The sequence below is a fragment of the Salinicola halophyticus genome, from assembly GCF_003206695.1.
GTDB classification, from domain to species: Bacteria; Pseudomonadota; Gammaproteobacteria; order Pseudomonadales; family Halomonadaceae; genus Salinicola; species Salinicola halophyticus.
Genome location: NZ_PZJN01000006.1, coordinates 771,912 through 786,467, shown reverse-complemented (window position 1 = coordinate 786,467; position 14,556 = coordinate 771,912). Strand labels below are relative to the sequence as shown.

Sequence of the window (14,556 nt, the reverse complement as noted above, 5' to 3'; positions counted from 1 at the left end):
GCACAGAGAAGCGCATGAGGATGCGGGCCGCGTCGCCAAACGCTAGCGGCCCCGCGTCAACGCCGGGATGGAATCCGCGTGACCTAGAACAGGCTCTGATCCAGCGCCATCAGTCCTGCCGGGCCGGCGGCAATCTGGCGTTCCAGCGCTTCGCTCTGAGGTAGCTGCCGCTCGAGAAAATGCTGCCCCACCACCAGTTTGGCGCGGTAGAACGCCTCGCCCGATGTACCGTCTACTGTCAATCCGTGGAAAGCGGCTCGGGCGGCCTTCCACCACATCCAAGTGTAGGCGGTGTAACCCAGCAGTTGCAGGTAGTCGTGGGCCGCGGCGCCCGCGGCAGCCGGATCCGTTCGCGCCATCTCCATCAACTGCGCGGAGACGCGCTCCAGGCGTGCCAGCTCTTCCATGGCCGCGCGGCGAAAAGGGATCACTGTCGGATCACCCGAGTCGGTGTCGAGATCGGCCCGCATCTGCTCGGCGAAGCGACGCAGATAAGCCCCCTGGTTGCGCATCAGCTTGCGTCCGACCAGATCCATCGCCTGAATCCCGTTGGTGCCCTCGTAGATCATCGCGATTCGGGCATCGCGCACGAACTGTTCGGCGCCCCACTCGACGCAGTAGCCGCTGCCGCCATAGATCTGCTGCGCCTCCACGGTGGTCGCGAAGCCGCGATCGGTGAGAAATGCCTTGGCCACCGGCGTCAGTAGTGCCACCAGATCCTCGGCCACCTCTCGCACCTCAGCGTCAGGGTGGTACTTGGCCCGATCGAGCTCGCGCGCGACGAAAGCGGCAAATAGCCGACCACCTTCGTTCCAGGCGCGGGCGTTGAGCGCCATGCGCCTGACGTCGGGATGAACCAGAATCGGATCGGCCGCCTGATCGGGTTCGGCGACGCCGCCGGGGGCACGACTCTGGCGACGCTCGCGCGCGAACGCCATCGCGCTCTGGTAGGCGACGTCGCCCAGCCCCAACCCCTGAATGCCGATCGAGAGTCGCTCGTAATTCATCATGGTGAACATGGTCGCCAGACCCTGATGCGGCTCGCCGATCAGGATGCCCTGGGCATTGTCGAAGTGCATGACGCAGGTCGCGCTGCCCTTGATCCCCATCTTGTGCTCGAGCCCGCCGCAGACCACGCCATTGACGTCGCCCAGCGAACCGTCCTCGCGCACCTCACACTTGGGCACCAGAAACAGCGAGATGCCCTTGGCGCCTGCCGGCGCGTCGGGCAGTTTGGCCAGCACCAGATGGACGATATTCTCGGTCAGATCGTGCTCGCCGCCGGTGATCCAGATCTTGCTGCCGGTGATGGAATATCGCCCGTCGCTACCGGGCACTGCCCGCGTCTTGATCAACCCCAGATCGGTCCCGCAATGCGGTTCGGTCAGACACATGGTGCCCAGCCAGCCACCGGCGTAGAGCCGAGGCAGGTACCGCGCCTTGGTCGCCTCGTCGGCATAGGCATCTAGCAGCAGTCCCGCGCCGTTGTTGAGCGCCAGATAGAGAGCAAAGCCGGCGTTGCTGGCGTAGAGCATTTCATCGAAAGCCTGGGTCAGCAGTTTCGGCAAGCCCTGGCCACCATGGTCCGGGTTGCCTCCCAATCCACACCAGCCGCCCTGGGCCAGTTCCTGAAAAGCGCCCTGGAACCCTGCAGGCGTCCTCACTTCGCCTCCCTCGAAGTGGCATCCTTCGGCATCGCCACGCTGGTTGAGCGGAAACAGTTCCGCTTCGACGAGGCGTCCGGCCTCCTCAAGCACGGCATCGGCGAGCTCGGCGCTGAGCTCGGCGGTCGCCGGCATGGCCTGCCACTCCCGCTCGGCGTCGAGCACCTCTTCGCGAATGAAGCGCATGTCGACGAGCGGTGCACGATAGTCGGCCATTCGAACTCTCCCGGTGGTTTTCAAACATTCGTTTCAAATCAGCCAAGACTATAGGCAAAAGGACTGTCGTCTTCACCCTGACCTTGGTCTAGCGCTCGCTCAGCGATAAAGCCGACCCGGGAGATGCCGTTCAGCGGATAAATGGCAGTAAAACCGGAGATTCTGGCCTAGACGGTTGGAAGGCCCGACTTGATTCAGGATAATTGGGAAACTTGCGTGTTCCCGCGGATACGTCAGACTGAGTACTCCCTCGACAGGGTGGTCGCTCGCTGACACCACGCCCGAACGACGCAAGGGAGCGCAAGGGAATCGTCGTCATTCGCCATGCGAGTGCGGCTTTTAATAAAGACACACCAAATGGAGACGGCTAGTGGCTCAAGACGCTAATAACCAGCCGGATGCGCCAAAGGAAGGCGTGCCGGCACCAGAGGGTCCCGCCAATCTCATCGATACCGATTATGTGATTGGCCAGGACAATATCCAGACCAACAAATTCGGCATGAATGTCGATCTACATGGCAAGGTCTTCTCGGTCTCGTCATTGTTGATCCTGTTTTTCGTGATCATCACGCTGGCGCTACCGGATCAGATGGGCCCGTTGTTCAACGGCGCGAAGAGCTTCCTGACCGACAATCTGAGCTGGCTGTTCCTGTTTGCCGCCAATATCTTCGTGATAGTCGCCGTGGTGCTGATCTTTACGCCACTCGGGAAGGTCCGACTCGGCGGCCTGCATGCCAAACCGGACTTCAGCTATGCCGGCTGGTTTGCCATGCTGTTCGCCGCCGGCATGGGCATCGGGCTGATGTTCTACGGCGTCTCCGAACCGATCACGCACTTCGGCACGTCCGTCACGGGAGACTCCTGGGCACCATTGGGCGGCGCCCAAGGCGACCAGGCGGCTTCCCAGTCGCTGGCCATGGCGGCCACGATTTTCCACTGGGGCCTGCATCCGTGGGGTATCTACGCCGTCGTCGCCCTGGCACTGGCGCTGTTCTCGTTCAACAAGGGCCTGCCACTGACCATGCGTTCGATCTTCTACCCGATTCTGGGTGAGCGCATCTGGGGTTGGCCGGGCCACGTCATCGATATCCTGGCGGTGCTGGCGACTCTGTTCGGTTTGGCCACCTCGCTGGGTTTCGGTGCCTCGCAGGCCGCAGCCGGGCTCAACTATCTGTTCGACATTCCCAATACCGACGTCACCATGGTGGTGCTGATCATCGGTATCACGCTGGTTGCGCTGGGCTCGGTAGTGCTGGGCGTCGACAAGGGCGTTCAGCGTCTGTCGCAGCTCAACATGGGGCTGGCGTTCCTGCTGCTGCTGTTCGTGATCATCGTCGGTCCGACCATGCTGATCGCCACCGGCTTCGTCGAAAACCTGGGTTCCTACCTCAAGAATCTGCCCGCGCTGTCCAATCCGTTCGGTCGGGAAGATGCGGACTTCGTGCATGGCTGGACCGCGTTCTACTGGGCCTGGTGGATCTCCTGGTCACCGTTCGTCGGCATGTTCATTGCGCGTGTAAGCCGTGGCCGTACCGTTCGCGAGTTCCTGATTGCCGTGCTGCTGGTCCCGACCATCGTATCGGTATTGTGGATGACCGCTTTCGGCGACACCGCGATCAATCAGCTCGTCAGTGATGGCTTCGAAGGAGTGAAGGAAGCGGCTCTGCCGTTGCAGCTGTTCACCATGCTCGGCCAGCTGCCGCTGACCTCGATCACGTCGTTCGTCGGCATCATCCTGGTGATGGTCTTCTTCATCACCTCCTCCGACTCCGGTTCGCTGGTGATCGACTCGATCACGGCCGGCGGCAAGGTCGATGCGCCGACGCCGCAGCGCGTGTTCTGGGCCTTGATCGAAGGCGCCATCGCCATCGCCCTGCTGCTGGGTGGCGGTCTGGCGGCACTGCAGGCGGCGGTTATTACCACCGGTCTGCCGTTCACGATCGTACTGCTGGCAGCCTGCTATGCGATCATCCAGGGGCTGCGTTCCGAGCCTCGCGGTTGACGCCATAGGCCATCGTCACAAAAGGATGGCAGACAAGAAGCGGGCGGCTCATGGAGCCGCCCGCTTTGCGTTGGAATACCCGATAACGCTTATCGCCAAGATATCGAGCTTATCGCCACAGCGCGCTGACCGGCGTTTGCCAATCGTAGTGATAGAGAATCTGCGCCTGCAGCAGCTCAGCGGTCGCCAGTGAATCGACCAGCGCGTGGTGGCCCGTATAGGCGGGAAGATGATAGCGCTGCCGACTCTCGTGAAGGCGAATCGATGCCATCGGCCGCCCCGCCCAACGCCGCAACCGGGCCCACCAGGGTTGCCGATGTATCCGCGCCTCCAGCGACATGGTGTCGATCATCGGCATCAAAAGCCCTTCGCCCAGACGCTCGCGAATGGCGGCGTCCAGGAAGGTGCGCTCCAGCTGGCGGTAGTGGACCACCACCAGCCGCCCCGCGAGTATCGGTAGCAACTCATCGATGATCGCCGCGAAGTCCGGCGCGTCGGCGACTTCCGCGTGAGTGATGTGATGGAAGGCGACCGACTCATCGCTGAGCTGGCGCCGGGGCGACAGCACCCAGTAACGGCCATCGGCGGGCCGAATCCGTCCCAGCGTAAATGGCATGACGCCGACGCTGACGATGTCATGGCGACTGCCATCGAGGCCGGTGGTCTCGAAGTCCATCGCCACCAACGGCGCTTCGCCGATCGGCGTGTCGGGATCCAGCGTACCCTGCGCATAGAAACTGGCCAGGCGCGGCTCGCGTACCCGCTGGGCCCGCGAAGCCAGATAGTCCGGCCAGTTCGGCTCCGCCTTCTTATTGGCTCCCCAGCGCCAGCTCATCGACCGCCTCTGCGCGGCGCACCGCCCTGTGGCGATCCCGACCTGTCAGGCTCGGTTTTCGACGAGCTCTGCCGGGTGGGCATGATGTAGCGAAACGAGAGGAATTTCTGCGCGTTGCTGATGGCTTCGAAGGCGTCCTTGAGGTTGTGGCGCTCCCGACTGCCGATGTTTTCCGGATCGACGCTGTTGTCGGGCTCGACGCCCTGCTCGATCGCCTCCGCCTGATGGCGGATTCTCACCATCGACATGAACTCGAACGCGTAGCGCAGACGATCGGTGACCCCGTCCGCGAGCAGTTTCGTCTCGGCGATATCGTCGAGGCGGGTGAAGGTATTCTGCGCCTTCGAACCACACGCCAACGCATGAACGCGAACCAGATCCGTCAGCGGCGCGGTGCCACGACGCTTGAGGTTGATCGATTTGCGATGCTCGCCGTCCTGATCCATGACGAACTGACGGAAAAACCCCAGCGGGGGCGTGCGATTTCTGGCGTTGCGCGCCAGTGCCGCCAGAAAGACGGGGCGCTGTGGCGCCAGTTCGGCGATCAGATCCTGCAGCGATTCGACCATCGGCGCTTCGCCATGGACCGGTGCCAGATCGAAGAAGATGGAGCTGTGCAACAGGCGTTCGCCGTTGGGCTCCTCCATCCACTCGGTGAAATATCGCTTCCAGACGTGTAGCGGCTGCCGCCAGCGCGAGTTGGTCGCCATGACATCGCCCTTGCAGTAAGGGTAACCACAGGCGTCGAGGCCGTCGCAGACGAATTTGGCCAGCGCCTCGAAGTACTCGCCGTGCCGATCCGGATCGTAGTCGTCGTCGAGTACCAGCGCATTGTCCTGGTCGGCGTTGATGGTCGGCTCTTCTCGCGCCATCGAGCCCAGCACCATGAAGCAGTACGGTACCGGCGCCGGGCCCAGCTCGCTCTCCGCCAGTTCGAGAAGACGCTGCGTGAAGGCGCGACCGATCGTCGCCAGCGCCCGGCACACCATCTCGGAATTGGCACCATCGGCGACCATGCGCACGAACCCGGTGCGCACTTCGGGCGCCAGCTTGGCGAGCTGCTCCGCGCTGTTCTGAACGAAGACGTTATTGACCAGAAATAGGCTGCTGTGGGTTTCGTGACGGACGATATCGGAGAGATGCAGCACGCCGATCGGCTGACGTCGGTACAGCACCGGCAGATGGTGGACCTGGTTGCGCAGCATGCTCAGCATCGCCTCGTAGACCGACTCGTCGGACTGGGTGACGATGAGCTTGCGCGACATGACATCGCCCACCGGGGTCTGGGGCGACTTGCCCTCCGCGAGCACGCGGGTGCAGAAGTCGCGATCGGTCAGAATACCGTTGAGTTTCCAGTGGCGGCCGTCCGGGCCGGTGAAGGTATAGGCGGACTGCGTCTCGGTGACATCGATCACCAGCACGCAAGTGGCATTGGCGTCGCGCATCTGCTGCGCTGCCTGCTGCAGGGTGGTCGTGGCTTCCACCATCTGCGGCTGCCGGTTGATCAGCTTGCGCACCCTCGTGGTCATCAGCCCGCTGTCGTCGCGCTGCTGCTCGACCGTCACCTTGAGGCGCTGCCCGCCGGTCTCAACGAACTCGGCGAAGTCGTCGTCTTCCTCGCACACCGCCTCGAAGACATCGCCGGGGATGAAGTAGATCAGCGTATCCTCGATCGCACCGACCGGGTAGCGCACGCGACGATTGCTGCGCAGCAGGTCCGAATAGCCAAAGATGTCGCCTTCGCTCAGACGGTTGAACAGCCGACCACTGCGCTGGTACATCTCCACCGCACCGCTGCGGATGTACCAGAGCGAATCGATCGGCTGGTCCTTGACCAGAAGCTCGCTGCCGGCCTGAAAATAGCGAATTTCGACCTCGCCGGCGATGCGATCGAGCAACGCATCGGGGAGATTGTCGAACGGCGCGAACTGCGCCATGTGACCTCGGATATCCAGCTGTTCAACGTTCATGCCCTTCTCCCCCGTCGCGAGTTCTCATTGTCGAAGGGCCAAGAGATGGCGTCAACGACGACTCGTTCGCTATCCGGTTGATCTCGCGATGGAAACCGTCGGGAACCCGATACGGGCAAATGCGTCCGGTGCGCAAGGATCGGCCAGCGGCGGGCGCAACTGCGGGGAAGACGGATCGGCAGGAGCCGGTACGACAGTCAGGCGCTGTCGGCCCGGGAGAGTGGCGTGGGATGCTTGCCTTCGACCCAGCCGAGGCTGCCACTGTCGGTTGGCTGGAACCACTCGAGACGCGATGCCAGCTCGACTACGCTACCCACGACGATCAAGGTCGGCGGGCGGGGCTGATGCGCGCCCAGGCTATCGGGCAGGCGGGACAGCGTACCCAGATGCACGCGCTGATTGGCTGTCGTGCCCTGCTCGATCAGCGCCAGCGGCGTAGCGCCATCCAGCCCGTACGCCATCAGCCGCTCGCGAATCAGATCCAACGCGCCTAGGCCCATATAGAAGACCAGCGTCTGATCGCCACGCGCTAGCGCCGTCCAGTCGAGATCGCAGCTGCCATTCTTGAGATGGCCGGTGACGAAGCGCACCGACTGAGCATGATCGCGATGGGTCAGCGGAATTCCCGCATAGGCGGCGCAGCCGGAGGCCGCGGTGATTCCCGGCACCACGTCGAAATCGATGTCGGCGGCGACCAGCGCCTCGAGCTCCTCACCGCCCCGGCCGAAGATGAACGGATCTCCGCCCTTGAGACGGACCACCCGGTTACCCGCCTTGGCCCAGTCGACCAGCGCCTGATTGATACCCTCCTGGGGCACACTGTGCCTTGAACGCGCCTTGCCGACGTAGAAACGCCGCGCCGAGGGATCGATCAGCGCCAGGATTTCCTGGCTGACCAGCCGATCGTGTATCACCACATCCGCGCGCTGCAGCTGCCTGAGCGCCTTCAGCGTCAGCAGCTCCGGGTCACCGGGGCCGGCACCGACCAGCGAGACATGGCCCCGTCGCCAATGGCCATCGGTAGGGACGGAGGCAGAGGCGGGCTGCGCGGCATCCTCCACGGTCACCCGCGGCGGCAGACGGACGCTACATAGCGTCGGATGCGCCGGTACGTAAACCGCGACGCCGGCTTCTACCGCCACGCTGGCGACTTCCCGGTCACGCTCCCAATCCCCGCTGGCGACCAGCCATAGCTGCCCCGCCCCAGCCACCGGTTCATCGTCACGCACCCTCCACTCTTGCGCCCGACACAGAGACGCCAGGGCTGGCATCAGCGAAACCGCATGCACGGTCACGACCGGCATCAGCCCGGTGATACGCTGCGCCAGCGCCAGCGCCTCGCTGCCGCCACCGATCAGGTGAACGTCGAGACGGGACGGATCGTATTGCAGGGTGAGGAAATCGGTCACGAGTCGGGCCGTCGGTTGGGGATGGGCGATGGAACCGTCGCGTCTGGTATGCCGCCAGCCATCGGTTCAGGACGCAAGCAGCAAAGTTTAATGCCCCGTAGCGGATAGGCGAAGTAACGCTTGTTTGTAGGGTTATAACCAAACGACCCTTCATAACCTTTTGCTATGAAGGGTCGAGGGTCGTCACACCGTCACTCGGCGTTGAAGCGCGTGAGTCCGCCCATGTACGGCGCCAGGGCTGCCGGCACGTCCACGCTGCCGTCGGCATTCTGGTAGTTTTCCAGCACCGCCAGCAGACAGCGCCCTACCGCCAGACCGGAGCCGTTCAGCGTGTGTACCAGCTGCGGCTTTTTCTGTTCAGGGCTGCGGAAACGCGCCTGCATCCGCCGCGCCTGGTAATCCTCGCAGTTGGAGACCGAGGAGATCTCGCGGTAGGTCTGCTGGCTCGGCAGCCACACTTCCAGGTCGTAGGTCTTGGTTGCACTGGCGCCCATGTCGCCGGTGCACAGGGTCACCACCCGATACGGTAGTTCCAACGCCTGCAGGATCGCCTCGGCGTGCCCCCGCATGGATTCCAGCGCCTCGTAGCTGGTGGCTGGGTCGACCACCTGGACCATCTCGACCTTGTCGAACTGATGCTGACGGATCATGCCGCGGGTGTCGCGACCGTAGGCGCCGGCCTCGCTGCGAAAACACGGGGTATGGGCGGTCAACTTCAGCGGCAGCGCGGCGTGATCGAGAATCTCGTCGCGCACGAAGTTGGTCAGCGGCACCTCGGCGGTGGGGATCAGGTAATAGTCGCTGTCGGCAAGCTTGAACAGATCCTCACCGAACTTGGGTAGCTGTCCGGTACCCGTCAACGTCTCGGCGTTGACCATATACGGCACGTAGCACTCTTCGTAACCGTGCTCCTGCGTCTGCTTGTCGAGCATGAACTGCGCCAGCGCCCGGTGCAGGCGGGCGATCGGTCCACGCATCACGGCGAAACGCGAACCGGTCAGCTTGGTCGCCATCTCGAAATCGAGATAGCCGAATCGGGCACCCAGATCGACATGGTCACGGACGTCGAAATCGAATTCCCGCGGCGCACCCCAGCGATGCAGCTCGACGTTGTCGCTCTCGTCCGCCCCTTGTGGCACGTCTGCATGTGGCAGATTGGGCAGTCCGGCGACCAGATCATCCCAGGCCTGCTGCACTTCGCCCAGCTCACGCTTGGCCGTATCGAGGTCGTCGCCGAGCTGGCCGACTTCGGCCAGCAGCGGCTGAATGTCCTCGCCGGCGGCCTTGGCCTTGCCGATCGACTTGGAGCGCACGTTACGCTCGTTCTGCAGCTGCTCGGTCCGCGTCTGCAGCTCACGACGGCGGGACTCGAGCGACTCGAGCTGCGCGGTATCGAGAGTGAAGCCCCGCAGGGCCAGGCGTTCGGCGACGAACTGCGGATCGCTACGCAACAGCTTCGGATCGAGCATGAGTGGGTTCCGTTGTTTGAAATGGAAAGTTCGAAATGGAAAGTTCGAAATGAACAGTCTGAAATGAAAACCGTGACGACCGCCGCATGACCGGCGACGGCAGCTCACCGTTCTGGCGATCACTCTTTACGAGGAGAATATTGTAGGGAAAACCCCACCCCGGCACCATGCGCCACCCGGGATTCGTGTCACACCACGATCTGGCGCGCTAAACTGTTCGCCCTCGAGCGCTGTAAGCGCTGTGAACCGACAACCTGCCAGGTGGATATCTACCCGGCGACGGCCGCCTGACCGGCCCGACCTGATGGCTTTGCTGCATGACGATAATGACACGCCTTGACCCGGCCGATGCCGAGCTGACTCTGCCCGAGCGCTACCGCCGATTCCTCGACGAGCTGGCTGCGGCCGGCTTTCACGGCGATATCGGCGATGACGCCGCCAACCGCACCGTACTGGCCACCGACAATTCGATCTACCAGCGTCAGCCGGCGGCGGTTCTCTATCCGCGCGACGCCCAGGATCTCGAGCTGATCGCTCGGCTGATCGGCCGGGAGACGTATCGCGATATCGTGCTCGCCCCGCGTGGCGGCGGCACCGGCACCAACGGTCAATCGCTGACCGACGGGCTGGTGGTGGATGTTTCCCGGCACATGAACCGGATCCTCGAGATCGACGTCGAAAACCGCCGCGTGCGGGTACAGGCAGGCGTGGTCAAGGATCAGCTCAACGCGGCTCTCAAACCGCACGGCCTGTTCTTCGCTCCGGAACTCTCGACCTCCAATCGCGCCACACTCGGCGGCATGATTTCCACCGATGCCAGCGGTCAGGGCAGCTGCGAGTACGGCAAGACCCGCGACCATGTGCTCGGGCTCGATATCGTGCTGCCGGGCGGCGAGCGTTTCGAGAGCTGGCCGCTGGACGACGAGGCGTTGACGACCGCCTGCCAACGCGATGATCGGGTCGGCGAGATCCATCGCGCGGTCAGCGACATCGCCGAGACCGAGCGCGAACGCATCGCCTCGGTTTTCCCGCCGCTCAACCGCTGCCTGACGGGCTACGATCTGGCCCATCTGATCGATGACCAGGGCCGCTTCGATCTCAACAGCGTGCTATGTGGTTCCGAAGGCTCGCTGGCGCTGCTCAACGAGGCAACGCTCAACGTGCTGCCGTTGCCGCGCCATTCGACCCTGGTCAACGTGCGCTACGCCGGTTTCATGGAGGCGCTGCGCGATGCCAAGACGCTGATGTCGGTAGGCGCCCCCACCTCGATCGAGACGATCGACGATCGCGTGCTGCAGCTGGCGATGGAGGATTTCGTCTGGGACAGCGTGGCGGAGTTCTTCCCTGCCGTCGTTAATGATAATGGTGATCGAGGCGCGCCCATTCGCGGCATCAATCTGGTCGAGTTCAACGACGACGATCCGGCACGATTGGCCGAGCGCGTACGGGCCTTCACCGATCATCTGGGCGCGGATGCCGGCGTCGAACGGCTCGGCTATACCCTGGCAGAGGGCCGACCGCAGATCGGCCGGGTCTACGCCATGCGCAAACGTGCCGTGGGCCTGCTCGGCAATGCCAGGGTCGACGCCAAGGGCGAAAAACGTCCGATCCCGTTCGTCGAAGACACCGCGGTGCCGCCGGAACGCCTGGCCGATTACATCGCCGAGTTCCGCCAACTGCTGGACGCCCGCGACCTCGAATACGGCATGTTCGGTCACGTCGATGCCGGCGTGCTTCACGTACGCCCGGCGATCGACATGAAAGACCCGACCCAGGCCCGCCTGATCCGCGAGATATCCGACAAAGTCGCGGCGCTGACCCAGCGCTACGGCGGCCTGCTGTGGGGCGAACACGGCAAGGGCGTGCGCTCGGAATACTCGCCGCGTTTCTTCGGCGAGCTCTATCCGGCATTGCAACGCGTCAAGGCGGCCTTCGATCCGCACAACCAGTTCAATCCCGGCAAGATCGCGACGCCTCTTTCCATCCCGCCGCTTTTTAGCCCTCCCGAGGCCGAGGGTCTTTCCATCCCGCCCGAAGCCGCGGGCAGCGCAAATGAGACCGCCACGCAATCCGCAGCGTCGAGAGACAGGTCAGCACACATCGGTATCGTCGACGGTCACGATCCCGGGTTGCTGGCGATCGACGGGGTGACGACGCGGGGCGAGCTGGATCGCCAGATCGATGAGCGCGTGTGGCAGGAGAACGCCAGCGCGGTCTACTGCAACGGCAACGGCGCCTGCTACAACTACGACCCCGATGACGCCATGTGTCCGTCGTGGAAAGCGACCCGCGAGCGCGTGCACTCCCCCAAGGGGCGAGCCAGTCTGATGCGCGAGTGGCTTCGCCGCCAGGGCAATGCCGGCGTCGACGTCCTCGAGGTCGCTCAGGCGCAGCGCCGCGCCGGCTTCGGCGTCTGGCTCGCCGCCCAGCCCGGCAAGCTCCAGCGAGCGATTGCCCGGCGCCGGGGCGAGGACGATTTCTCGCATCAGGTCTACGACGCCATGGCCGGGTGTCTGGCGTGCAAGTCCTGCGCCGGCCAGTGTCCGATCAAGGTCGACGTGCCCGACTTCCGCTCGCGCTTTCTCGAGAGCTATCACAGTCGTTACGCCCGGCCGCTACGGGACTACCTGATCGGCGGGCTGGAGTTCGTGATTCCACATCTGCAGCCTGCCGCCCCGCTCTACAACGCCCTGCTCGACAACCGCCTGGTCGATCGCTTCCTGGCGAAAGGTCTCGGCATCGTCGATAGCCCGAAGCTCTCCCGCGCCAGCCTCGGGAAAATGCTCGATGCCTGGGGGATCGCCGAGGCCACGCCGCTGACGCTGGGCAGGCTGACCGACGCGCAGAAGCGTCGTAGCGTGGTGCTGGTCCAGGACGCCTTCACCAGCCACTTCGAGTCGCGGCTGGTGATGGACGTGATCGAACTGCTGTCACGGCTCGATATCCGGGTGTTCGTCGCCCCGTTCCAGCCCAACGGCAAACCGCTGCAGGTGCAGGGATTCCTCGGCCGCTTCGCGCGAACGGCCGAAAAGCAGGCCGCCGGACTCAGGGCGCTCGCCCGTTTCGGCGTGCCGCTGGTGGGCATCGATCCGGCGATGACGCTCACCTATCGGCAGGAGTACATCAAGACACTGGGGCCGCAAGCGGTACCGAAAGTCCTGCTGCTGCAGGAGTGGCTGCTGTCGCTGGGGCCGTCGATCCTGCCGCCGGATTTCAGCGCCGACGCTCTCGAATCCGTCGATCCCGGGTATCGTCTGATGAGCCACTGCACCGAGAAAACCAACGCTCCGGGCAGTCCCAAGGCGTGGCAGCAACTGTTCGCGCGTTTCGGGCTCACACTGGACCTCGTTGCCACCGGCTGCTGCGGCATGTCAGGCACTTACGGTCATGAAGCCCGCCATCGCGAGACGTCGGAAACGATCTACGATCTCTCATGGCGCGCGCCGGTGGAGGACGATACCCATTCGGGCCGACTGCTGGCCACCGGCTACTCTTGCCGGAGCCAAGTCAAGCGACTCTCCGATCAGACATTGCCGCACCCGCTGCAGGCGCTGCTGAAGCAAGTCAGGATCGTCGGCGCAGTGTCTTGACGTTGAGACGAGGCGGTAAGCCATTGGCGGACGTCGGCAACCGTCGATCTCGTGCCATACTTTGCCGACCCAGGGCCTGTCGCTTCACGTTCTGGCCTGTCGCTTCATTGAGAAAGAGCACGCTTCATGTCGAGCAACTGGATTCTGGTCAATTTCATCGCCATCTGGACAGTAGCTGCCGTCACCCCGGGGCCTAACTTCTTTCTGACGCTTCAGACGGGGATCGTACATGGGCGCCGTGCAGCGATGATCGCCGTCGCCGGGCTCGCCACGGGTACATTCGCCTGGGGGCTGTTCGGCTATTTCGGCATTGCCCTGCTGTTTGCGCTGGCGCCGTGGCTATATCTCACGCTCAAACTGGTCGGCGGTGCCTATCTGTTGTTTCTCGGCGTACGACTGATTCTGCACAGCTTCCGCGGCGCGGGCGATGAGGCAATCCACACGCAGCCCGGGCTATCCGGTGGTCAGGTCTATCGCCGAGGCGTGCTCACCGGCGCCTCGAACCCGAAGACGGCGCTGTTCGTGAGCAGCCTGTTCGCCTCGACGCTGCCGGCCCATGCACCGGCATGGATGGGCATCGTCTGTATCGCCGCGATGCTGGCGGTCTCCGTGTGCTGGTACAGCTTGATCGCACTCGCCTCTACCACGCCGCGGCCGCGCGCCCTGTATCGGCGCACGCGGCACTGGATCGAACGCTGCGCTGGTGTCGTGTTCATCGGCTACGGCGGCCGACTGATCACGCTGCGCTGAAGTTGCGACACGTGAACGCGGTACATCTGAAGCGGGTCCCCGAAACAACATGATTCAACGGCCGTCGATCACCCGAGCAACCGCACTCTTCTTCATCTATGCTCGGCGGCAATCCTTTCATCCGGAGCTCGTCTCGCCATGTCCGAAGCCCAACACGTCGTCTGCCCCCACTGCCACGCCGTCAATCGCGTCGCCAACGCGCGCCTGACGGACAGTCCCAACTGCGGGCAGTGCCATAACCCGCTATTCACCGGCGAACCGTTGGCGCTGGATTCCGCCAACTTCGACCGCCACCTGTCGCGCAGCGATCTTCCGCTGCTGGTCGATTTCTGGGCCGACTGGTGTGGGCCGTGCAAAGCGATGGCACCGGGATTCGCCAAGGCTGCCGGCGAGCTCGAGCCGCAGATCCGCCTGGCCAAGCTGGATACCGAAGCCGCCACCGATGTTGCGTCACGCTATGGCATCCGCAGCATCCCCACGCTGATTCTGTTTCGCGGCGGTCGCGAGATCGCCCGCCAGGCCGGCGCCATGGGTCAGGCGGATATCATCAGTTGGGTCCGGCGACAAACTGCCACACCCTGAAAATCTCGTTTCTCGGGCCGTTCGGCATTGCATCGGTCGCATGCCCCGGCTAGTCTGCGCGCCCTTTGC

9 protein-coding genes are annotated in these 14,556 nt (G+C 63.7%); 4 read left to right on the top strand and 5 right to left on the bottom strand.

The window, feature by feature from the left end; all coding sequences use genetic code 11:
* Positions 1-83 precede the first annotated feature (83 nt).
* Entirely contained in the window at positions 84-1,880 is a 1,797-nt protein-coding gene (locus tag DOM58_RS11300; RefSeq protein ID WP_110692901.1) for an acyl-CoA dehydrogenase C-terminal domain-containing protein, read from the bottom strand.
* Positions 1,881-2,250: 370 nt separating this feature from the next.
* On the opposite strand from DOM58_RS11300, the gene DOM58_RS11295 reads away from it, so the two are divergent.
* Positions 2,251-3,882: a BCCT family transporter gene (locus DOM58_RS11295; RefSeq protein ID WP_110692900.1), complete on the top strand. Its 1,632-nt coding sequence runs from the start codon at positions 2,251-2,253 to the stop codon at positions 3,880-3,882.
* A gap of 109 nt (positions 3,883-3,991) precedes the next feature.
* Here the strand turns inward: DOM58_RS11295 and DOM58_RS11290 are convergent, their stop codons facing one another.
* From DOM58_RS11290 to serS, 4 genes are all read right to left on the bottom strand, one after another.
* Positions 3,992-4,717, bottom strand: coding sequence for a 3'-5' exonuclease (locus DOM58_RS11290; protein WP_110692899.1), 726 nt, complete (start codon positions 4,715-4,717; stop codon positions 3,992-3,994).
* Positions 4,714-6,687 carry a DUF294 nucleotidyltransferase-like domain-containing protein gene (locus DOM58_RS11285; RefSeq protein WP_110692898.1) on the bottom strand — a complete coding sequence of 658 codons (1,974 nt, stop codon included), beginning with the start codon at positions 6,685-6,687 and terminating at the stop codon, positions 4,714-4,716. The genes DOM58_RS11290 and DOM58_RS11285 overlap by 4 nt, the downstream gene beginning before the upstream one ends.
* 197 nt (positions 6,688-6,884) lie before the next feature.
* Positions 6,885-7,748, bottom strand: coding sequence for a uroporphyrinogen-III C-methyltransferase (gene cobA, locus DOM58_RS11280; RefSeq protein WP_425353396.1), 864 nt, complete (start codon positions 7,746-7,748; stop codon positions 6,885-6,887).
* 539 nt (positions 7,749-8,287) lie between these two features.
* On the bottom strand, positions 8,288-9,565 hold the full coding sequence (gene serS, locus DOM58_RS11275) for a serine--tRNA ligase (RefSeq protein ID WP_110692897.1): 1,278 nt from the start codon (positions 9,563-9,565) through the stop codon (positions 8,288-8,290).
* 317 nt (positions 9,566-9,882) lie between these two features.
* Here serS and DOM58_RS11270 point away from each other — a divergent pair, with 317 nt between their 5' ends.
* The 3 genes from DOM58_RS11270 to trxC all read left to right on the top strand — a co-directional run bounded on the left by DOM58_RS11270 (position 9,883) and on the right by trxC (position 14,487).
* Positions 9,883-13,155: an FAD-binding and (Fe-S)-binding domain-containing protein gene (locus DOM58_RS11270; protein ID WP_425353395.1), complete on the top strand. Its 3,273-nt coding sequence runs from the start codon at positions 9,883-9,885 to the stop codon at positions 13,153-13,155.
* A gap of 126 nt (positions 13,156-13,281) precedes the next feature.
* Positions 13,282-13,905: a LysE family translocator gene (locus DOM58_RS11265; RefSeq protein ID WP_110692895.1), complete on the top strand. Its 624-nt coding sequence runs from the start codon at positions 13,282-13,284 to the stop codon at positions 13,903-13,905.
* A 138-nt stretch (positions 13,906-14,043) separates the two neighbouring features.
* The gene (gene trxC, locus DOM58_RS11260) at positions 14,044-14,487 is read left to right on the top strand and encodes a thioredoxin TrxC (protein ID WP_110692894.1); all 444 of its coding nucleotides are present in this window, start codon (positions 14,044-14,046) and stop codon (positions 14,485-14,487) included.
* Positions 14,488-14,556 lie beyond the last annotated feature (69 nt).

What these genes read in the sequence shown, in the direction of transcription:
- DOM58_RS11285 (WP_110692898.1), bottom strand. Translation starts at nt 6,687, where the DNA reads ATGAACGTTGAACAGCTGGATATCCGAGGTCACATGGCGCAGTTCGCG.
- DOM58_RS11300 (WP_110692901.1), bottom strand. Translation starts at nt 1,880, where the DNA reads ATGGCCGACTATCGTGCACCGCTCGTCGACATGCGCTTCATTCGCGAA.
- DOM58_RS11270 (WP_425353395.1), top strand. Translation starts at nt 9,883, where the DNA reads ATGACGATAATGACACGCCTTGACCCGGCCGATGCCGAGCTGACTCTG.
- serS (WP_110692897.1), bottom strand. Translation starts at nt 9,565, where the DNA reads ATGCTCGATCCGAAGCTGTTGCGTAGCGATCCGCAGTTCGTCGCCGAA.
- trxC (WP_110692894.1), top strand. Translation starts at nt 14,044, where the DNA reads ATGTCCGAAGCCCAACACGTCGTCTGCCCCCACTGCCACGCCGTCAAT.
- DOM58_RS11265 (WP_110692895.1), top strand. Translation starts at nt 13,282, where the DNA reads ATGTCGAGCAACTGGATTCTGGTCAATTTCATCGCCATCTGGACAGTA.
- DOM58_RS11290 (WP_110692899.1), bottom strand. Translation starts at nt 4,717, where the DNA reads ATGAGCTGGCGCTGGGGAGCCAATAAGAAGGCGGAGCCGAACTGGCCG.